The following is a 20,661-nucleotide window of genomic DNA, read 5'->3' as shown; positions in this document are numbered from 1 at the left end:
AATTCTATAGACGGGCCAACAGAGTGTCAACCCAATAAAAAACCCCCGCCAGCGGAGACCGCTAGCGGGGGCTTTTTAATCAATCAACGCTTAGGCGATGATTTTGGCTACGACGCCAGCGCCGACGGTACGACCGCCTTCACGAATAGCGAAACGCAGACCATCTTCCATTGCGATGGTTTTGATCAGGGTGACAACCATTTTGATGTTGTCGCCTGGCATTACCATTTCAACGCCTTCCGGCAGTTCGCAGTTACCGGTCACGTCAGTGGTCCGGAAGTAGAACTGTGGACGGTAGCCTTTGAAGAACGGAGTGTGACGACCGCCTTCTTCTTTGCTCAGCACGTACACTTCAGCTTCGAAGGTAGTGTGCGGCTTAACCGAACCTGGCTTGACCAGAACCTGGCCACGCTCTACGTCGTCACGCTTGGTGCCGCGCAGCAGCACGCCGCAGTTCTCGCCAGCACGACCTTCGTCGAGCAGCTTACGGAACATTTCAACACCGGTGCAGGTGGTGACAGTAGTGTCACGCAGACCAACGATTTCCAGTGGATCTTGAACCTTGACGATACCGCGCTCGATACGACCAGTTACAACAGTACCGCGACCGGAGATCGAGAATACGTCTTCGATTGGCATCAGGAACGGCTTGTCGATAACACGAACTGGATCTGGAATGTAGCTGTCCAGAGTCTCAACCAGTTTACGAACGGCAGTGGTGCCCATTTCGTTGTCGTCTTGGCCGTTCAGGGCCATCAGAGCAGAACCGATGATGATCGGAGTGTCGTCACCTGGGAAGTCGTAAGTGCTCAGCAGATCGCGCACTTCCATCTCAACCAGCTCCAGCAGCTCAGCGTCGTCAACCATGTCAGCCTTGTTCAGGAAGACAACGATGTACGGAACGCCAACCTGACGGGACAGCAGGATGTGCTCACGGGTTTGTGGCATCGGACCATCAGCGGCCGAGCAAACCAGGATAGCGCCGTCCATCTGAGCAGCACCGGTGATCATGTTCTTCACATAGTCAGCGTGACCTGGGCAGTCAACGTGAGCGTAGTGACGGATCAGCGAGTTGTATTCAACGTGCGCGGTGTTGATGGTGATACCACGAGCCTTCTCTTCTGGAGCGCTGTCGATCTTGTCGAAAGCAACAACAGCCGAGCCGAAAACTTCGGAGCAGACGCGAGTCAGAGCAGCGGTCAGCGTGGTTTTACCGTGGTCAACGTGACCAATGGTGCCAACGTTGACGTGCGGGAGGGTACGGTCAAATTTTTCTTTAGCCACGACAATTAACTCCTTGCCTAAAGGACTGAATCAGCCTTGTTTTTTGGTGACAGTTTCGACGATGTGCGCCGGAGCTGTATCGTATTTTTTGAATTCCATAGAGTAGCTTGCGCGACCCTGGGACATGGAACGGACGTCGGTCGCATAACCGAACATCTCACCCAGCGGAACCTCGGCGCGAATAACCTTGCCGGATACCGTGTCTTCCATACCCTGGATCATGCCACGACGACGGTTAAGGTCGCCCATCACATCACCCATATAGTCTTCAGGCGTAACAACCTCTACCGCCATGATCGGCTCAAGCAGCTCACCACCACCTTTGGTAGCCAATTGCTTGGTAGCCATGGAAGCAGCAACCTTAAACGCCATCTCGTTGGAGTCGACGTCATGGTAAGAACCATCGAACACGGTAGCCTTCAGGCCGATCAGCGGATAGCCGGCAACAACGCCGTTCTTCATCTGCTCTTCGATACCCTTCTGGATCGCCGGGATGTATTCCTTAGGAACCACACCACCAACAACTTCGTTCAGGAATTGCAGACCTTCCTGACCTTCGTCAGCAGGAGCAAAACGAATCCAGCAATGACCGAACTGGCCACGACCGCCGGACTGACGAACGAACTTACCTTCGATTTCACAGCTCTTCGTGATGCGCTCACGATAGGAAACCTGAGGCTTACCGATGTTGGCTTCGACGTTGAACTCACGGCGCATCCGGTCAACCAGGATGTCCAGGTGCAGCTCGCCCATGCCGGAGATGATCGTTTGACCAGTCTCTTCATCAGTTTTGACGCGGAAAGATGGATCTTCCTGAGCAAGTTTGCCCAGAGCGATACCCATTTTTTCCTGGTCATCCTTGGTCTTAGGCTCAACGGCAACCGAAATAACCGGCTCCGGGAAGTCCATGCGAACCAGGATGATTGGCTTGTCAGCGGTGCACAAGGTTTCACCAGTGGTGACGTCCTTCATGCCGATCAAGGCCGCGATGTCACCAGCGCGCACTTCCTTGATTTCTTCACGGGCGTTTGCGTGCATCTGCACCATACGACCCACGCGCTCTTTCTTGCCTTTAACCGAGTTGATAACGCCGTCGCCGGAGCTCAACACGCCCGAGTAAACTCGAACGAAGGTCAAAGTACCCACGAATGGGTCAGTAGCGATCTTGAACGCCAGAGCCGAGAACGGCTCGCTGTCGTCTGCATGACGCTCCAGCTCGATAGTCTCGTCATCCGGGTCAGTACCCTTGATGGCAGGAATGTCGACTGGTGCAGGCAGGTAGTCGATAACGGCGTCGAGAACCAGGGGAACACCCTTGTTCTTGAAGGAAGAACCGCAAACAGCCAAGACGATTTCGCCAGCGATAGTACGCTGACGCAGAGCAGCCTTGATTTCTTCGACGGTGAGCTCTTCACCCTCGAGGTACTTGTTCATCAGGTCTTCGTTGGCTTCGGCAGCAGCCTCAACCATGTTGCTGCGCCACTCTTCAGCCAGCTCCAGCATATCTGCAGGAATAGCTTCGCGACGTGGCACCATGCCTTTGTCAGCATCGTCCCAGTAAACCGCTTCCATGCTCATCAGATCGATCTGACCACGGAAGTTGTCTTCGGAACCGATAGCCAACTGGATAGGCACCGGAGTGTGACCCAGACGCTGTTTGATCTGAGCAACTACACGCAGGAAGTTGGCACCAGCACGGTCCATCTTGTTTACGTAAACAAGACGTGGAACGCCGTACTTGTTGGCTTGACGCCATACGGTTTCCGACTGAGGCTCAACACCCGAGGTACCGCAGAACACAACTACCGCGCCGTCGAGTACGCGCAGGGAACGCTCAACTTCAATAGTGAAGTCTACGTGGCCCGGGGTATCGATTACGTTGAAACGATATTTGTCGAACTGCTTGGCAGAACCCTGCCAGAAGGTGGTGATTGCAGCAGAAGTAATGGTAATACCACGCTCCTGCTCCTGCACCATCCAGTCGGTGGTCGCGGCGCCGTCATGCACCTCGCCCATCTTGTGGTTTACGCCAGTGTAAAAAAGGACGCGCTCGGTAGTGGTGGTTTTACCAGCATCCACGTGAGCAACGATACCAATGTTACGGTAGCGGTTAATCGGAGTAGTACGAGCCATAAAGCCCTCGCAAAATTAGTGACGCTGAAATTAGAAGCGGTAGTGCGAGAAAGCTTTGTTAGCTTCGGCCATACGGTGCACGTCTTCACGCTTCTTAACAGCAGCACCTTTACCTTCAGCAGCATCCAACAGTTCGCCAGCCAAACGCAGAGCCATAGACTTCTCGCCGCGCTTACGGGCGAAGTCTACCAACCAGCGCATTGCCAGGGCGTTACGACGGGACGGACGAACTTCGACCGGAACCTGGTAAGTAGCACCGCCTACACGGCGCGACTTCACTTCGACCAGCGGAGCGATGGCGTCGAGAGCTTTCTCGAAGATTTCCAGGGGGTCGCTGTTCTTGCGTTCTTTAACCTTTTCCAGCGCGCCATAAACGATACGCTCGGCAACGGCTTTCTTGCCGCTTTCCATTACGTGGTTCATGAACTTGGCCAGAATTTGGCTTCCGTATTTTGGATCGTCAAGCACTTCGCGCTTGGCTGCTACGCGTCTTCTTGGCATGGATAAGCCCTCAAACGGTCTTCAGGTTCGCTCGGAATCATTGCCCTTTCGGGACGCCTCCGACCTTACTCTTATCGACTCAGAAAATAAGATGATTCAGTTTTTACAAAAAGCCGCTACTACTTAGGCTTCTTGGTACCGTACTTCGAACGACCTTGGTTACGACCTTTAACGCCGGAGGTATCCAGGGAGCCGCGAACGGTGTGGTAACGAACACCTGGCAAGTCTTTTACACGACCGCCGCGGATCAGTACCACGCTGTGCTCTTGCAGGTTGTGGCCTTCACCGCCGATGTACGAGGAAACCTCGAAACCGTTGGTCAGACGCACACGGCATACTTTACGCAGTGCCGAGTTAGGTTTTTTCGGCGTAGTGGTATACACGCGAGTGCACACGCCACGACGTTGCGGGCAGTTCTGCAGCGCAGGCACGTCGGATTTCTCGACGATACGCTTACGCGGCTGACGTACCAGCTGGTTGATAGTTGCCATCTACTAGCTCCACTGTTGTCTTTCGACATAAACAAAATGGCAGAGCACAAGCTCCACCAAATTTAGGGGTACAAGAGTCTAAAGAGGATCTTGTCCCCAGTCAAGGCAAGGCCCCGACCTCATCGCTCAACTCGCCAGGGTAAAAACACCTTGGCGGGTTGCTCGATGAAGGCCAGGGCCCTATCTCAATCTACTGCAGACCTCAGTTGCCGCTGGAGTTCAGCGCTTCGGTCAGTGCAGCTTCAACTTCACTTGCGCTTACGCGCAGCGGCTTGTCGGCTTCACGGCGACGCTTACGCTCGCTGTGATACGCCAGGCCGGTACCGGCTGGGATCAGACGACCCACAACCACGTTCTCTTTCAGGCCGCGCAGGTAGTCGCGCTTGCCGGTTACCGCCGCCTCGGTCAGTACGCGAGTGGTCTCTTGGAAAGAGGCCGCCGAGATGAACGATTCGGTGGACAACGACGCCTTGGTGATACCCAGCAGCACACGAGTAAATTTGGAAACAAATTTATCGTCGCCTGCCAGACGCTCGTTTTCTACCAGTACGTGAGTCAACTCCATCTGGTCGCCCTTGATGAAGGTGGAATCGCCAGATTCAGCGATCTCAACCTTACGCAGCATCTGACGCAGAATGGTCTCGATGTGCTTATCGTTGATCTTCACGCCTTGCAGACGGTAAACGTCCTGGATCTCGTTAACGATGTACTTGGCCAGCGCACTCACACCCAGCAGACGCAGGATGTCGTGTGGATCGCTTGGACCGTCGGAGATAACTTCGCCGCGGTTCACTTGCTCGCCTTCGAAGACGTTCAGGTGACGCCACTTTGGAATCAGCTCTTCGTACGGATCGGTACCGTCGTTCGGGGTGATAACCAGACGGCGCTTGCCTTTGGTCTCTTTACCGAACGCGATGGTGCCGCTGACTTCAGCCAGAATCGACGCTTCTTTCGGACGACGAGCTTCGAACAAGTCGGCAACACGCGGCAGACCACCGGTGATGTCACGGGTCTTCGAAGTTTCTTGCGGGATACGAGCGATAACATCACCGATCGCGATCTTCGCACCATCCGCTACACCGACCAGGGCGTTGGCTGGCAGGAAGTACTGAGCGATAACGTCAGTGCCTGGCAGCAACAGATCCTTGCCGTTGTCGTCGACCATCTTCACAGCAGGACGAATGTCCTTACCGGCAGCTGGACGATCTTTCGCGTCGAGTACTTCAATGTTGGTCATACCGGTCAATTCGTCAGTCTGACGCTTGATCGTGATGCCTTCTTCCATGCCCACGTAGGTCACGGTACCTTTCATTTCGGTAACGATTGGGTGAGTGTGCGGATCCCACTTGGCCACGATTGCGCCAGCGTCGACCTTGTCACCTTCTTTAACCGAAATCACAGCACCGTACGGCAGTTTGTAACGCTCGCGCTCACGACCGAAGTCATCAGCGATTGCCAGCTCACCGGAACGGGACACAGCAACCAGGTGACCGTCCACTCGCTCAACGTGCTTCAGGTTGTGCAGACGGACGGTACCGCCATTCTTCACCTGAACGCTGTCGGCTGCGGAGGTCCGGCTTGCCGCACCACCGATGTGGAACGTACGCATTGTCAGCTGGGTACCTGGCTCACCGATCGACTGAGCAGCGATAACGCCGACAGCTTCACCGATGTTCACCTGGTGACCACGAGCCAAGTCACGGCCGTAGCACTTGGCGCAAATGCCGTAGCGGGTTTCGCAGCTGATCGGCGAACGCACGATCACTTCGTCGATGCTGTTCAGCTCGATGAACTCGACCCACTTCTCATCTACCAGGGTGCCGGCAGGAACGATAACTTCCTCGGTACCCGGCTTGAATACGTCACGGGCAATAACACGACCCAATACGCGCTCACCCAGTGGCTCTACAACGTCACCGCCTTCAATGTGCGGAGTCATCAACAGGCCGTGCTCGGTGCCGCAATCGATCTCGGTTACAACCAGATCCTGCGCCACGTCTACCAGACGACGAGTCAGGTACCCGGAGTTCGCAGTTTTCAACGCGGTATCCGCCAGACCTTTACGAGCACCGTGAGTCGAGATGAAGTACTGAAGTACGCTCAAACCTTCACGGAAGTTCGCAGTAATCGGCGTTTCAATGATGGAACCGTCCGGCTTGGCCATAAGGCCACGCATACCGGCGAGCTGACGGATCTGCGCAGCAGAACCCCGTGCGCCCGAGTCGGCCATCATGTACATCGAGTTGAACGATTCTTGCTCGACTTCGACGCCATTGCGGTCGATGACTTTCTCTTTCGAGAGGTTGGCCATCATCGCCTTGGAGACTTCGTCGTTCGCTTTCGACCAAAGGTCGATCACTTTGTTGTACTTCTCGCCCTGAGTTACCAGGCCGGAGGCGTACTGGCTTTCGATCTCTTTCACTTCGTCGGTAGCAGCACCGATGATGCGGGCTTTTTCATCCGGGATAACGAAGTCGTTAACGCCGATGGAAACGCCGGAAATGGTCGAATAAGCAAAACCGGTGTACATCAACTGGTCAGCGAAGATCACGGTCTCTTTCAGACCAACCACGCGGTAGCACTGGTTGATCAGCTTGGAGATCGCCTTTTTCTTCATCGGCAGGTTGACGACGTCGAAGGACAGACCTTTAGGCACAACCTGGAACAGCAGCGCACGGCCGACAGTGGTGTCGACAATACGGGTGCCGCTCACGCTGCCGCCATCACGATCGTTAACGGTTTCGTTGATACGAACCTTGATCTTGGCGTGCAGTGCAGCTTCGCCGGCGCGGAATACGCGGTCGACTTCCTGCAGGTCAGCGAAGATACGACCTTCGCCCTTGGCGTTGATCGCCTCACGGGTCATGTAATACAGACCCAATACAACGTCCTGCGACGGAACGATGATTGGCTCACCGTTGGCTGGCGACAGAATGTTGTTGGTCGACATCATCAACGCACGCGCTTCCAACTGGGCTTCCAGTGTCAGCGGTACGTGCACGGCCATTTGGTCGCCGTCGAAGTCGGCGTTGTACGCAGCACAGACCAACGGGTGCAGCTGGATAGCCTTACCTTCGATCAGTACCGGTTCAAACGCCTGGATACCCAGACGGTGAAGGGTCGGTGCACGGTTGAGAAGCACTGGGTGTTCGCGGATGACTTCAGCGAGTACGTCCCAAACCTCTGGCAGCTCACGCTCGACCATCTTCTTAGCAGCTTTGATGGTGGTCGCGAGACCACGCATTTCCAGCTTGCCGAAAATGAACGGCTTGAACAGCTCGAGGGCCATCTTCTTCGGCAGACCGCACTGGTGCAGACGCAGGGTCGGACCTACGGTAATTACCGAACGACCGGAGTAGTCAACACGCTTACCGAGCAAGTTCTGACGGAAACGACCTTGCTTACCCTTGATCATGTCAGCCAGGGATTTCAGAGGACGCTTGTTGGAGCCCGTGATAGCGCGGCCACGACGACCGTTGTCGAGCAATGCGTCGACGGCTTCCTGCAACATACGTTTTTCGTTGCGCACGATGATGTCCGGAGCGGACAGATCAAGCAGACGCTTCAAACGGTTGTTACGGTTGATCACTCGACGATACAGATCGTTGAGGTCGGAAGTCGCGAAGCGACCGCCATCCAGCGGGACCAGTGGACGCAGATCTGGCGGCAGAACCGGCAGAACGGTCAGCACCATCCACTCTGGCAGGTTGCCGGAACCCTGGAAGGCTTCCATCAACTTCAGACGCTTGGACAGCTTCTTGATTTTGGTTTCGGAGTTGGTTTGCGGAATCTCTTCACGCAGACGACCAATCTCGTGCTCCAGGTCGATAGCGTGCAGCAGTTCACGAACAGCTTCAGCACCCATGCGGGCATCGAAATCGTCACCGAACTCTTCCAGCGCTTCGAAGTACTGCTCGTCGTTCAGCAGCTGACCTTTTTCAAGGGTGGTCATGCCTGGATCGATAACGACATAGCTCTCGAAGTAGAGAACGCGTTCGATATCACGCAGGGTCATGTCCATCAACAAGCCGATACGGGACGGCAGCGATTTCAGGAACCAGATGTGGGCAACCGGAGAAGCCAGTTCGATGTGCGCCATGCGCTCACGACGAACCTTGGCCAGTGCAACTTCAACGCCGCACTTCTCGCAAATTACACCACGGTGTTTCAGGCGCTTGTACTTACCGCACAGGCACTCGTAATCCTTAACCGGGCCAAAGATCTTGGCGCAGAACAGGCCGTCACGCTCAGGTTTGAACGTACGGTAGTTGATGGTTTCCGGCTTTTTAACTTCACCGAACGACCACGAACGGATCATCTCAGGCGATGCCAATCCGATACGGATGGCGTCGAACTCTTCGACTTGACCCTGGTTTTTCAGCAAATTCAGTAGGTCTTTCAAGGCCTTTCCTCCTGGCGGAGCAGAGAGCGGGCAATCCAGCCCCGCTCTCGATTCGCGTCACGTGTTATTCGGTTTCCAGATCGATATCGATGCCGAGGGAACGAATTTCTTTGATCAACACGTTGAAGGACTCGGGCATGCCCGGCTCCATACGGTGATCGCCGTCCACGATGTTTTTGTACATCTTGGTCCGACCGTTCACATCGTCCGACTTCACTGTGAGCATTTCTTGCAGAGTGTATGCAGCACCGTATGCTTCCAGTGCCCAGACCTCCATCTCCCCGAAACGCTGACCACCGAACTGCGCCTTACCACCCAGCGGCTGCTGGGTAACCAGGCTGTACGAACCGGTAGAACGAGCGTGCATCTTGTCGTCTACCAAGTGGTTCAGCTTCAGCATGTACATGTAGCCAACAGTAACCGGGCGCTCGAACTTGTTGCCGGTACGGCCGTCGGTCAGCTGCATCTGGCCGCTTTCTGGCAGGTCAGCCAGTTTCAGCATGGCCTTGATTTCGATTTCCTTGGCACCGTCGAACACCGGAGTGGCCATCGGTACGCCGCCGCGCAGGTTTTTCGCCAGATCCAGGATTTCCTGGTCGGAGAAGCTATCCAGATCTTCGTTACGACCGCCGATCTGGTTGTAGATCTCGTCCAGGAACTTGCGCAGTTCAGCAACTTTACGCTGCTCTTCGATCATGCGATTGATCTTCTCGCCCAAGCCTTTAGCCGCGAGGCCCAGGTGGGTTTCGAGAATCTGACCAACGTTCATACGCGAAGGTACGCCCAACGGGTTGAGAACGACGTCGACCGGTGTGCCATTGGCATCGTGCGGCATGTCTTCAACAGGCATGATCACGGAGACCACACCTTTGTTACCGTGACGACCGGCCATCTTGTCGCCCGGTTGGATGCGACGACGGATTGCCAGGTAAACCTTGACGATTTTCAGCACGCCTGGAGCCAGGTCATCGCCCTGCTGCAGTTTGCGCTTCTTGTCTTCGAACTTGTCGTCCAGCAGACGGCGACGATCAACGATATAGGCCTGAGCCTTCTCGAGCTGCTCGTTCAGAGCATCTTCAACCATGCGCAGTTTGAACCACTGACCATGCTCAAGACCGTCGAGTACTTCGTCGGTGATGTCCTGACCTTTCTTCAGACCGGCGCCGCCTTCGGCTTTATGGCCGACCAGAGCGGAACGCAGACGTTCGAAAGTAGCGCCTTCAACGATGCGGAACTCTTCGTTCAGATCCTTGCGGATCTCGTCGAGCTGGCTCTTCTCGATCGACAGTGCACGAGCATCACGCTCAACGCCGTCACGAGTGAAGACCTGTACGTCGATGACAGTACCTTTGGTACCGGTAGGTACGCGCAGGGAGGTGTCTTTAACGTCGCTGGCTTTTTCACCGAAGATTGCACGCAGCAGTTTCTCTTCCGGAGTCAGCTGGGTCTCGCCTTTCGGAGTGACCTTGCCCACCAGGATGTCGCCCGCGCCAACTTCAGCACCTACGTAAACGATACCGGCTTCGTCCAGCTTGTTCAGTGCAGCCTCACCCACGTTAGGGATGTCTGCAGTGATTTCCTCTGGCCCAAGCTTGGTGTCACGTGCCACACAGGTCAGTTCCTGAATGTGGATCGTGGTAAAGCGGTCTTCCTGAACAACTCGTTCCGACAAGCAGATGGAGTCTTCGAAGTTGTAACCGTTCCAGGCCATGAACGCGATGCGCATGTTCTGACCCAACGCCAGCTCACCCATATCGGTGGACGGGCCGTCAGCCATGATGTCGCTACGCTGAACACGATCACCTTTACGCACCAGCGGACGCTGGTTGATGCAGGTGTTCTGGTTGGAGCGGGTGTATTTGGTCAGGTTGTAGATGTCGACACCGGCTTCACCGGTTTCAACTTCGTCATCAGCAACACGAACCACGATACGGCTTGCATCAACGGAATCGATAACACCGCCACGACGAGCCACGACGCAAACGCCGGAGTCACGAGCTACGTTACGCTCCATGCCGGTACCGACCAGCGGCTTATCAGCACGCAGGGTGGGTACAGCTTGACGCTGCATGTTCGAACCCATCAACGCACGGTTGGCGTCATCGTGCTCGAGGAACGGGATCAGCGACGCTGCAACCGAAACTACCTGCTTCGGCGATACGTCCATCAAGGTGACGTCTTCTGGCGCCTTGACGGTGAACTCGTTCAAGTGACGAACAGCTACCAGCTCGTCGATCAGCATCTTCTTGTCGTTCATCGTGGCCGAAGCCTGAGCGATCACGTGATCAGCTTCTTCGATGGCGGACAGGAACACGATCTCGTCGGTAACCAGAGCGTCTTTCACCACACGGTACGGGCTCTCGAGGAAGCCGTACTGGTTGGTGCGCGCATAGGCTGCCAAGGAGTTGATCAGACCGATGTTCGGACCTTCCGGCGTTTCGATCGGGCATACACGACCGTAGTGAGTCGGGTGTACGTCACGAACTTCAAAGCCAGCACGCTCACGGGTCAGACCGCCCGGGCCCAGTGCAGAAACACGGCGCTTGTGGGTGATCTCGGACAGCGGGTTGTTCTGGTCCATGAACTGGGAAAGCTGGCTGGAACCGAAGAACTCTTTCACCGCCGCAGCCACTGGCTTGGCGTTGATCAGGTCTTGCGGCATCAGGCCTTCGCTTTCAGCCATCGACAGACGCTCTTTGACCGCACGCTCAACACGTACCAGGCCAACGCGGAACTGGTTCTCGGCCATTTCGCCTACGCAGCGAACACGACGGTTACCCAGGTGGTCGATGTCATCGACGATACCCTTGCCGTTACGGATGTCGACCAGAGTCTTCAGGACCGCAACGATGTCTTCCTTGCACAACACGCCCGAACCTTCGATCTCGGTACGACCGATACGACGGTTGAACTTCATCCGGCCGACCGCAGACAGGTCGTAACGCTCAGGGCTAAAGAACAGGTTGTTGAACAGGGTTTCGGCAGCGTCTTTGGTTGGCGGCTCGCCAGGACGCATCATGCGATAGATCTCGACCAGCGCTTCCAGTTGGTTGCTGGTGGAGTCGATCTTCAACGTGTCGGAGACGAACGGACCGCAGTCGATATCGTTGGTGTACAGAGTTTCGATACGAACGACCTGAGACTTGGCGATTTTTGCCAGGATCTCGGTGTTCAGCTCGGTATTGCACTCTGCCAGGATTTCGCCGGTGGCCGGATGCACGATGACCTTGGCGGTAGTGCGACCCAGGACGTAGTCCAGAGGCACTTCCAGCTCTTTGATCCCGGCTTTTTCCAGCTGGTTGATGTGGCGAGCGGTGATACGACGGCCCTGCTCGACAATAACCTTGCCTTTGTCATCCAGAATATCGAGGACGGCAATTTCACCACGCAGGCGCTGAGGCACCAGCTCCAGGCTCAGGTTTTCACCCTTCACATGGAATACGTTGGTGGTATAGAAAGCGTCCAGCACTTCTTCTGTGGTGTAGCCCAGCGCGCGCAGCAGTACCGATGCAGGCAGCTTGCGACGACGGTCGATACGTACGAATACGCAATCTTTCGGATCGAACTCGAAGTCCAACCACGAACCGCGGTAAGGAATGATCCGCGCCGAGTACAGCAGCTTACCGGAGCTGTGCGTCTTGCCACGGTCGTGGTCGAAGAAAACGCCAGGGGAACGGTGCAGCTGGGAAACGATTACACGCTCGGTACCGTTAATTACGAAGGTACCGTTCTCAGTCATCAGGGGGATTTCACCCATGTAGACTTCTTGCTCTTTGATGTCCTTGATCGCTTTGTTCGACGATTCTTTGTCGAAAATGATCAGGCGCACTTTTACCCGCAAAGGTACGGCGTAAGTTACACCGCGCAACACGCATTCTTTGACATCAAACGCCGGTTCGCCCAGACGATAACCGACATACTCCAACGCAGCATTGCCGGAGTAGCTGATGATCGGGAAAACGGATTTGAAGGCCGCATGCAGGCCCACGTCGCGGAACTGATCTTTAGTCGCTCCCGCTTGCAAGAATTCACGATACGAATCCAGCTGGATGGCCAGGAGGTACGGCACATCCATGACGTCCGGCAACTTGCTAAAGTCCTTGCGGATACGTTTTTTCTCAGTATATGAGTAAGCCATCAGCGTTCCCCAGCTTGGTCACCTGCTTGTTTGGCCCCTCCCGACGGGAGCAGCCAGAAAATCGTGCAAACCCCATGGTTTGCGCCACCGCACAGGGTGGTTACAGCTCGTTAGAGACACCGACCCAGTCGGCTGCCAATAACGGAAAAAGGCCGGTGGCAAGAGCCACCAGCCATCAGCCTGTCGCTTAACGCTCGGGCTGGAAACGCAAAGTCGATGCTTACTTCAGCTCGACTTTAGCGCCTGCTTCTTCCAGAGTTGCTTTGGCTTTGTCAGCTGCTTCTTTAGCTACAGCTTCCAGAACCAGGGCAGGAGCGCCGTCAACTACAGCCTTGGCTTCTTTCAGGCCCAGACCGGTCAGTTCACGTACAGCCTTGATCACGTTAACTTTCTTCTCGCCAGCTTCGAGCAGCATGACGTTGAATTCAGTTTGTTCTTCAACAACGGCAGCAACAGCAGCTGGACCAGCGGAAGCAGCGGCAGCGGAAACGCCGAACTTCTCTTCCATGGCCTTGATCAGCTCAACGATTTCCAGAACGGATTTTTCGCCGATTGCTTCGATGATTTGGTCGTTAGTCAGAGACATGACTATAAATTCCTGTATTGGGGTGACGGCCTAAGCGGCCATCGAAATAAACAATAAACGCAAAAGGAGATGCTCAGCCTTAGGCTGCGGCAGCTTCTTTCTGGTCGCGAAGAGCCGCCAGAGTACGAGCCAATTTGCTGGTTGCGCCTTGAATCACGCTCATCAGCTGAGAAATTGCTTCGTCACGGGTCGGCAGGCTTGCCAGTACGTCGATCTGATTAGCTGCGAGGAACTTGCCCTCGAACGCAGCTGCCTTGATCTCGAACTTGTCCTGACCTTTGGCAAACTCTTTGAAGATACGAGCAGCAGCGCCCGGATGTTCTTTGGAGAATGCGATCAAGGTCGGGCCAGTGAACACGTCGTTGAGCACGTCATATTGAGTGCCAGCAACAGCGCGCTTGAGCAGGGTGTTACGTACAACGCGTACGTAAACGCCAGCTTCACGGGCCTCTTTACGGAGTCCGGTCATAGCGCCTACTGTCACACCACGGGCATCAGCCACGACAGCGGACAGAGCAGCTTTGGCAGCCTCGTTGACTTCAGCGACGATGGCCTTCTTGTCTTCGAGTTTAATTGCCACGGGTTTAACTCCTGCTTGTTACCGTTTCATCCAACCGAGGCCGGATGTCGTTTTGGTGTCTGATTCGGTAAGGAACCGGGAGCACCATCTGCGTAGGCTTGAGGTTTAAGACTTGCGTCGCCTACGGTCTTGGATAGCCCCCGCCAGGCAGGGACCCCAATCTTTCAGTTGGCGCAATCGCTTGCACCAACTTGTGTTCTTATACGTCCAGCGAGCCTTGGTCGATGACCAGACCTGGGCCCATAGTGGTGCTCAGGGTAACGCGCTTGACGTAGATGCCTTTCGAAGAAGCTGGCTTGATACGCTTCAGGTCAGCGATCAGCGCTTCAACGTTTTCCTTCAGCTTGACGGCGTCGAAACCGACTTTGCCAACGGAAGTGTGGATGATGCCGTTTTTGTCGGTGCGATAACGAACCTGACCAGCTTTGGCGTTTTTAACCGCGGTAGCTACGTCTGGAGTTACGGTGCCGACTTTAGGGTTAGGCATCAGGCCACGTGGGCCGAGGATCTGACCCAACTGACCTACAACGCGCATTGCATCCGGGGAAGCAATTACGACGTCATAGTTCAGGTCGCCGCCTTTCATTTCGGCAGCCAGGTCGTCCATGCCAACGCGATCTGCGCCGGCAGCCAAAGCTGCTTCAGCAGCTGGGCCCTGGGTGAACACAGCAACGCGAACGGTCTTGCCAGTGCCGTGTGGCAGCACAGTAGCGCTACGAACGACCTGGTCGGATTTACGCGGGTCAACACCCAGGTTTACAGCAACGTCAACGGACTCGCTGAACTTGACAGTCGACAGCTCGGTCAGCAGAGCAGCAGCGTCTACAAAGTTGTAGGACTTGCCCGCTTCGATTTTGCCGGCGATAGCCTTTTGGCGCTTGGTCAGCTTAGCCATTACACACCCTCCACGTTAAGGCCCATGCTACGAGCAGAACCGGCGATGGTACGCACGGCTGCATCCATATCAGCTGCAGTCAGATCCGCGTTTTTGGTTTTCGCGATTTCTTCCAGCTGAGCACGGGTCACGGTGCCAACCTTAACGGTGTTAGGACGAGCGGAACCGCTAGTCAGACCAGCAGCTTTTTTCAACAGAACCGAAGCCGGGGTCGACTTGGTTTCGAAGGTGAAGCTACGGTCGCTGTATACAGTGATGATCACTGGAGTCGGCAGACCTGGCTCAATACCCTGAGTACGGGCGTTGAAAGCCTTGCAGAACTCCATGATGTTCACGCCGTGCTGACCCAGAGCTGGACCGACGGGTGGGCTTGGGTTGGCCTGAGCGGCCTTCACTTGCAGCTTGATGTAAGCGGTAATCTTCTTGGCCATGAGGCACTCCAATTACGGGTTCAGACGCCTGGAAAGGCTCCCCGGTTACTTGCGCGTTTATCCCAGTGACGAAAAAACCCCACAGCCTGGGGCTGCGGGGTATGGGATTCTCGTTCAGTTATGCCTTTTCGACCTGACTGAACTCTAGCTCTACCGGGGTAGAGCGACCGAAAATGAGCACAGCCACTTGGATGCGACTCTTTTCGTAGTTAACTTCTTCGACCGTGCCATTAAAATCAGCGAACGGACCATCGGTGACACGAACAACTTCACCTGGCTCGAACAGTGTTTTAGGCTTGGGCTTGTCGCTACCGTCAGCGACGCGACGCAGGATAGCTTCCGCTTCCTTGTCGGTGATCGGCGCAGGCTTGTCGGCAGTACCACCAATAAAGCCCATCACGCGAGGAGTGTCCTTGACCAAGTGCCAAGTACCCTCATTCATGTCCATCTGTACCAGCACGTAACCTGGGAAGAATTTACGCTCGCTTTTGCGCTTCTGGCCATTACGCATTTCAACCACTTCTTCAGTGGGAACCAGAATTTCGCCGAAGCCATCTTCCATGCCAGCCAGCTTTACGCGCTCTACCAACGAGCGCATTACATGCTTCTCGTAACCCGAGTAAGCATGCACAACGTACCAACGCTTAGCCACGGGACACCCTTAGCCAACAATCAAGGAAACAAGCCAACCGAGCAGGGAATCTAGCCCCCACAACAGCAACGCCATAACCAGAACAACAGCCACAACAATCAATGTGGTCTGCGTGGTTTCTTGGCGGGTTGGCCACACGACTTTACGAATCTCGGTGCGAGCTTCCTTAACCAGTACAAAGAAAGACTTGCCCTTGGCAGTCTGCAGGCCTACAAAGGCAGCTACAGCAGCAATAGCAAGCAAAGCAAGTACACGGTACAGGATCGGCGAAGCAGAGTAATACTGATTGCCAACAACGCCAACGATCACAAGAGCGACTACTACAAGCCACTTGAGCAGATCGAAGCGAGAGCCTTGAGCTTCAGCCTTAGGAGTCATCTATGAAGATCCTGTGAAAAGAAAGCCAGACACACTGAGTGAATCTGGCAGGTCAGGAGGGAATCGAACCCCCAACCTACGGTTTTGGAGACCGTCGCTCTGCCAATTGAGCTACTGACCTAAAAACAAAATCAGGCCGACCATTATGCCGGCCTGATGAAGATATATCAACAACTTACTCGATGACTTTAGCCACAACACCCGCGCCGACGGTACGACCGCCCTCACGAATAGCGAACCGCAAACCATCTTCCATTGCGATGGTTTTGATCAAAGTGACAGTCATCTGAATGTTGTCACCCGGCATTACCATCTCAACACCTTCCGGCAGCTCGCAGTTACCGGTCACGTCAGTGGTCCGGAAGTAGAACTGTGGACGGTAGCCTTTGAAGAACGGAGTGTGACGACCACCCTCCTCCTTACTCAGGACATAAACCTCTGCAGTGAACTTGGTGTGCGGCTTGACAGTACCCGGCTTCACCAGGACCTGACCACGCTCGACATCATCACGCTTGGTACCACGCAGCAAAACGCCGCAGTTTTCACCAGCACGACCCTCATCGAGCAGCTTGCGGAACATTTCAACACCCGTGCAAGTGGTTTTGACCGTGTCACGAAGACCAACAATCTCAACCTCTTCCTGAATGCGAACAATGCCACGTTCAACACGACCAGTTACAACAGTACCGCGACCAGAGATCGAGAACACATCCTCGATCGGCATCAGGAACGGCTTATCAATAGCACGCTCAGGCTGCGGAATATAAGTATCGAGCGTCTCAACCAACTTCTTGACGGCAGTGGTGCCCATCTCGTTGTCGTCCTGGCCGTTCAAAGCCATGAGAGCCGAACCGATGATGATAGGCGTATCATCACCCGGGAAATCATAAGTGCTCAGCAAATCGCGCACTTCCATCTCAACCAACTCGAGCAGCTCAGCATCATCGACCATGTCAGCCTTGTTCAGGAAGACAACGATGTACGGAACGCCAACCTGGCGAGACAACAAGATGTGCTCACGAGTTTGTGGCATCGGACCATCAGCAGCCGAGCAGACCAGGATAGCCCCGTCCATCTGCGCAGCACCGGTGATCATGTTTTTTACATAGTCAGCGTGACCCGGGCAATCAACATGCGCGTAATGGCGCACAGCCGAATCATACTCAACGTGAGCGGTATTGATGGTGATGCCACGAGCTTTTTCTTCTGGGGCGCTATCGATCTTGTCGAAGTCAACCTTTGCCGAACCGAAAACCTCGGAGCAGACGCGAGTCAGAGCAGCAGTCAGGGTAGTTTTACCGTGGTCTACGTGACCGATAGTACCTACGTTGACGTGCGGCTTATTACGTTCGAACTTTTCCTTAGCCATCGAAATCACCCTCAGGAGAAGAATTAAACAAGTCACACCAGCCATTAAAACAAAGGCAGATATTTTCATATCTGCCTCGTTATTATGGAGCTCTTGAGCGGATTTGAACCGCTGACCTCACCCTTACCAAGGGTGTGCTCTACCAACTGAGCTACAAGAGCAAAACACTTTGCACAACCTGAAAACTTGGAGCGGGTAGCGGGAATCGAACCCGCATCATCAGCTTGGAAGGCTGAGGTTCTACCACTAAACTATACCCGCGTAAGCTTGCAGCTCACGCTAAAAATGGTGGAGGGGGAAGGATTCGAACCTTCGAAGTCGTAGACGTCAGATTTACAGTCTGATCCCTTTGGCCGCTCGGGAACCCCTCCTAAGCGAGGCAGCATTTTATACTAAGCTGCCCTTCTGTCAAGCATTTTCTCATTAAAAACCTGAGGTTAGCTGCGTTGACCTCGCTTCGCGACTCCAACCTCAAGAGGTCTTCACTGCGAAGCGGGCGCCATTCTATGCAAACTATTCGACAGTTGCAATGCCTTCGCACGGCATTATTTTATGTTTTAACTCATTGAATTCCTTGGCAAGGTTCGTCAACTGCAATTCGTCCAGCAAATGCCTGCTTTCGGGCGCAACACGCAGCCAATAACCGCTGGCATTCGGCAGATTCACAAATTGCAATTGAGATTCAACACTCAAGCCAATCAAACTCCGTTCGAGCTGCTGAGCCTGGTCTCGGCGAGCAAAGCCGCCGACATACAGGCAACCCGCCTCCAGCTCTCCAACTTTGCTCTTCTCCCGTCGAGCGACAACGTCGGCCGACTCGCTCAGCAACCGGATATCCTGCTGCGAGCCCTTGTATAAACTGAGCGATGTCACTTCTTTTGCGCGCAACGGTGCTTCCTGCTGATGCCAGACGTAATAAAACACATTGAGAACCAAGAGCAGCAGGAACAACCAACGCATAAAAACCTCAGGTTAATGGGCAGGCCATGGCCAACCCGACAAAAACAAGATCCGGCACAAGCCGACCTTGCGGCACCATTCCCGAGACCAGGTCAGCATCACCCCCAGTGAGAAAGACGACGAAGTCATCCCCCCAATAACTGCGCGCGAGCTCTAATTGGGTCAGCACAAACCCCCTCAGCATCAGCGAGCAGCCTCGCTCTACAGCCTCGACTGTTGTGCGCCCCGGAAGCAGATTGACCAGCGCACGCTCAGCAGACAGGTCATCGTAACGAATTCGCCGGGTATGAGTTCGCAACTGGTTGCGCATCAAGGGCATTCCCGGACAAATAAAGCCCCCCAGATGCTCACCGTCAGCGGCAATAAAATCCGCCGTCACAGCCGTTCCGAAATCGAGCACCAGGCAAGCCCCTTTAGCCAACCGAAAACCGCCTAACATGGCCAGCCAGCGATCCAGACCGAGCTTTTCGAAATCCTCATAACCATTGCGCACGCCGGCCATCTCCCGAGCCGAACCGGCACAGGATATCGATACAGAAAACCCGTCGACCAATAGCGAGACCAGCTTGGCGGTTTCTTCTGCACTACGCACACTAACCAATCGGCAATGCGTCAGCGCAAGGCCGGACAGCCCATGCAGACTCTCTGAAAGCATCTGATCAGAATCGACCACGCCTTCGGCAAAAACCAAGATCGCATCCGCATGCAGCACACGCCACTTGATGAAGCTATTCCCACAGTCGAGCTCAAGAATCATCGCGTAACCTCAGGCTGAGCTCACCACCGCTGTAAACCCTCTCGGCACCATCTACCATCAAGCGCAAAGCACCTTGGCGATCAATACCTGCAACAACGCCGTCGATCTTGTTGACACCCGCAATGAGCGAGACAGGCCGCCCTTGCCATAAGTGGTTTTGCTCCCATTCTTCCTGGATAGCCGAAAATCCAGACATCTGATGCCGATCCAGATAGGACTTGAGCACGAGACTCAGGCAGGCCGCCAGCTCATTACGGTCAACGGTCTTGCCGGTCTCAAGCCTCACCGAGGTCCACTCCTGGTCAACCTCGTCGGCACTGCGCATGTTCGCATTTATTCCAACCCCCAGGACTACATGACAGACATCCGCGGGATCTCCGACCAGCTCCAATAGAATTCCAGCTATTTTTTTCTGCCCGACCAAGACGTCGTTTGGCCACTTCAAGCCAGCGGAGCTGACCCCTAGCTCACGCAAGGTTTGCATCACCGCCAGGCCAACGACCAGACTGAGCCCTTCTAGCTGACGCATCCCACCTTCAATACGCAGGACAAGGCTGTAATAGAGGTTCTCGGCAAAGGGGCTGACCCACTTACGCCCTCTCCGCCCACGCCCGGCAGTCTGGCGCTCGGCCAACACTAGGAACGGCGAAGGCTGCCCACGCTCAATCAAGCGCAGAGCTTGCGCATTAGTCGAGTCTATCGAGTCGTAGACCAGCACGCCCCAAGGGCAAACAGCTGCCTGCCGGCCAATCTCAGCGGAACTGAGAGACGTTATAGGCGCCGCCAACTGATAGCCGCGCCCCCTGACCTTATGGATAGAGAGGCCCAGCTCGGCTTCCATCTGCTGCAGCTGCTTCCATACGGCACTACGACTGATACCCAGCGCATCGCCCAGGGCCTGCCCCGAGTGAAATCGCCCATCCTTAAGAAGCTCTAACAACATCAACATGCAAGTCTCGCCTCACAAAGAGGCAGGCATGATAGCTATGCATACGGGAGTTGCATAGAAAACAGCGGCAAGCAACGTCGCTTGAAGCAAGTAACGGAAGACAAGCCCCACTTGTGGGCGCTTGACTTTCCCGCGCGCAAAAACAAAACCCCTGA

General features: G+C 54.9%; 16 protein-coding genes and 4 tRNA genes. All 20 read right to left on the bottom strand.

All coding sequences use genetic code 11. The features are described 5' to 3' along the window. Nucleotides 1-90: 90 nt before the first annotated feature. Nucleotides 91-1,284, bottom strand: a complete 1,194-nt coding sequence (gene tuf, locus CF161_RS17060; protein ID WP_008145495.1) for an elongation factor Tu — start codon at nucleotides 1,282-1,284, stop codon at nucleotides 91-93. A gap of 30 nt (nucleotides 1,285-1,314) precedes the next feature. Next, nucleotides 1,315-3,417, bottom strand: a complete 2,103-nt coding sequence (gene fusA / locus CF161_RS17055) for an elongation factor G (protein WP_020297849.1) — start codon at nucleotides 3,415-3,417, stop codon at nucleotides 1,315-1,317. 30 nt (nucleotides 3,418-3,447) lie between these two features. Next, entirely contained in the window at nucleotides 3,448-3,918 is a 471-nt protein-coding gene (gene rpsG, locus CF161_RS17050) for a 30S ribosomal protein S7 (RefSeq protein ID WP_002555493.1), read from the bottom strand. 119 nt (nucleotides 3,919-4,037) lie between these two features. Then, entirely contained in the window at nucleotides 4,038-4,409 is a 372-nt protein-coding gene (gene rpsL / locus CF161_RS17045) for a 30S ribosomal protein S12 (RefSeq protein ID WP_002555494.1), read from the bottom strand. 202 nt (nucleotides 4,410-4,611) lie between these two features. Next, entirely contained in the window at nucleotides 4,612-8,811 is a 4,200-nt protein-coding gene (rpoC, locus tag CF161_RS17040; protein WP_020297848.1) for a DNA-directed RNA polymerase subunit beta', read from the bottom strand. A gap of 64 nt (nucleotides 8,812-8,875) precedes the next feature. Then, entirely contained in the window at nucleotides 8,876-12,949 is a 4,074-nt protein-coding gene (gene rpoB, locus CF161_RS17035) for a DNA-directed RNA polymerase subunit beta (RefSeq protein ID WP_020297847.1), read from the bottom strand. Between the two features lie 220 nt (nucleotides 12,950-13,169). Continuing rightward, a complete protein-coding gene (gene rplL / locus CF161_RS17030) occupies nucleotides 13,170-13,535 on the bottom strand; it encodes a 50S ribosomal protein L7/L12 (RefSeq protein WP_020297846.1) in 366 nt (121 codons plus the stop codon). 79 nt (nucleotides 13,536-13,614) lie between these two features. Next, a complete protein-coding gene (gene rplJ / locus CF161_RS17025) occupies nucleotides 13,615-14,115 on the bottom strand; it encodes a 50S ribosomal protein L10 (protein ID WP_020297845.1) in 501 nt (166 codons plus the stop codon). A gap of 199 nt (nucleotides 14,116-14,314) precedes the next feature. Further along, the gene (rplA, locus tag CF161_RS17020) at nucleotides 14,315-15,010 is read right to left on the bottom strand and encodes a 50S ribosomal protein L1 (RefSeq protein WP_003176434.1); all 696 of its coding nucleotides are present in this window, start codon (nucleotides 15,008-15,010) and stop codon (nucleotides 14,315-14,317) included. Then, on the bottom strand, nucleotides 15,010-15,441 hold the full coding sequence (rplK, locus tag CF161_RS17015; RefSeq protein WP_003210097.1) for a 50S ribosomal protein L11: 432 nt from the start codon (nucleotides 15,439-15,441) through the stop codon (nucleotides 15,010-15,012). Before rplK ends, rplA begins: the two co-directional genes overlap by 1 nt. 118 nt (nucleotides 15,442-15,559) lie before the next feature. Next, nucleotides 15,560-16,093: a transcription termination/antitermination protein NusG gene (nusG, locus tag CF161_RS17010; protein WP_003317113.1), complete on the bottom strand. Its 534-nt coding sequence runs from the start codon at nucleotides 16,091-16,093 to the stop codon at nucleotides 15,560-15,562. A gap of 9 nt (nucleotides 16,094-16,102) precedes the next feature. After that, complete coding sequence (secE, locus tag CF161_RS17005; RefSeq protein ID WP_016968680.1) at nucleotides 16,103-16,471, bottom strand: preprotein translocase subunit SecE; 369 nt, start codon at nucleotides 16,469-16,471, stop codon at nucleotides 16,103-16,105. Between the two features lie 45 nt (nucleotides 16,472-16,516). Next, a tRNA-Trp gene (locus CF161_RS17000) sits at nucleotides 16,517-16,592 on the bottom strand. 54 nt (nucleotides 16,593-16,646) lie between these two features. Further along, nucleotides 16,647-17,840: an elongation factor Tu gene (gene tuf, locus CF161_RS16995; protein WP_010467251.1), complete on the bottom strand. Its 1,194-nt coding sequence runs from the start codon at nucleotides 17,838-17,840 to the stop codon at nucleotides 16,647-16,649. 85 nt (nucleotides 17,841-17,925) lie between these two features. Further along, nucleotides 17,926-18,001: transfer RNA gene (locus CF161_RS16990), tRNA-Thr, on the bottom strand. A 26-nt stretch (nucleotides 18,002-18,027) separates the two neighbouring features. Beyond that, nucleotides 18,028-18,101: transfer RNA gene (locus CF161_RS16985), tRNA-Gly, on the bottom strand. A 25-nt stretch (nucleotides 18,102-18,126) separates the two neighbouring features. Further along, a tRNA-Tyr gene (locus tag CF161_RS16980) sits at nucleotides 18,127-18,211 on the bottom strand. 142 nt (nucleotides 18,212-18,353) lie between these two features. Next, the gene (locus CF161_RS16975) at nucleotides 18,354-18,800 is read right to left on the bottom strand and encodes a hypothetical protein (protein WP_020297844.1); all 447 of its coding nucleotides are present in this window, start codon (nucleotides 18,798-18,800) and stop codon (nucleotides 18,354-18,356) included. Nucleotides 18,801-18,807: 7 nt separating this feature from the next. After that, nucleotides 18,808-19,557 (bottom strand): pantothenate kinase, encoded by a 750-nt coding sequence (locus CF161_RS16970; RefSeq protein WP_020297843.1) that lies wholly within the window; start codon nucleotides 19,555-19,557, stop codon nucleotides 18,808-18,810. Beyond that, nucleotides 19,547-20,506: a bifunctional biotin--[acetyl-CoA-carboxylase] ligase/biotin operon repressor BirA gene (gene birA / locus CF161_RS16965; protein WP_020297842.1), complete on the bottom strand. Its 960-nt coding sequence runs from the start codon at nucleotides 20,504-20,506 to the stop codon at nucleotides 19,547-19,549. The genes CF161_RS16970 and birA overlap by 11 nt, the downstream gene beginning before the upstream one ends. Between the last annotated feature and the right edge of the window lie 155 nt (nucleotides 20,507-20,661).

This window comes from Pseudomonas sp. CF161, assembly GCF_000416215.1.
GTDB lineage: Bacteria > Pseudomonadota > Gammaproteobacteria > Pseudomonadales > Pseudomonadaceae > Aquipseudomonas.
Note: the sequence above shows the minus strand (reverse complement) of the source record. Positions and strands in the feature narration are given on the sequence as shown.

Coding starts and splice junctions, on each gene's coding strand:
- fusA (WP_020297849.1), bottom strand. CDS start 3,417: ATGGCTCGTACTACTCCGATTAACCGCTACCGTAACATTGGTATCGTT.
- rpsG (WP_002555493.1), bottom strand. CDS start 3,918: ATGCCAAGAAGACGCGTAGCAGCCAAGCGCGAAGTGCTTGACGATCCA.
- rpsL (WP_002555494.1), bottom strand. CDS start 4,409: ATGGCAACTATCAACCAGCTGGTACGTCAGCCGCGTAAGCGTATCGTC.
- rpoB (WP_020297847.1), bottom strand. CDS start 12,949: ATGGCTTACTCATATACTGAGAAAAAACGTATCCGCAAGGACTTTAGC.
- rplL (WP_020297846.1), bottom strand. CDS start 13,535: ATGTCTCTGACTAACGACCAAATCATCGAAGCAATCGGCGAAAAATCC.
- rplA (WP_003176434.1), bottom strand. CDS start 15,010: ATGGCTAAGCTGACCAAGCGCCAAAAGGCTATCGCCGGCAAAATCGAA.
- rplK (WP_003210097.1), bottom strand. CDS start 15,441: ATGGCCAAGAAGATTACCGCTTACATCAAGCTGCAAGTGAAGGCCGCT.
- secE (WP_016968680.1), bottom strand. CDS start 16,471: ATGACTCCTAAGGCTGAAGCTCAAGGCTCTCGCTTCGATCTGCTCAAG.
- tuf (WP_010467251.1), bottom strand. CDS start 17,840: ATGGCTAAGGAAAAGTTCGAACGTAATAAGCCGCACGTCAACGTAGGT.
- CF161_RS16975 (WP_020297844.1), bottom strand. CDS start 18,800: ATGCGTTGGTTGTTCCTGCTGCTCTTGGTTCTCAATGTGTTTTATTAC.
- CF161_RS16970 (WP_020297843.1), bottom strand. CDS start 19,557: ATGATTCTTGAGCTCGACTGTGGGAATAGCTTCATCAAGTGGCGTGTG.
- birA (WP_020297842.1), bottom strand. CDS start 20,506: ATGTTGATGTTGTTAGAGCTTCTTAAGGATGGGCGATTTCACTCGGGG.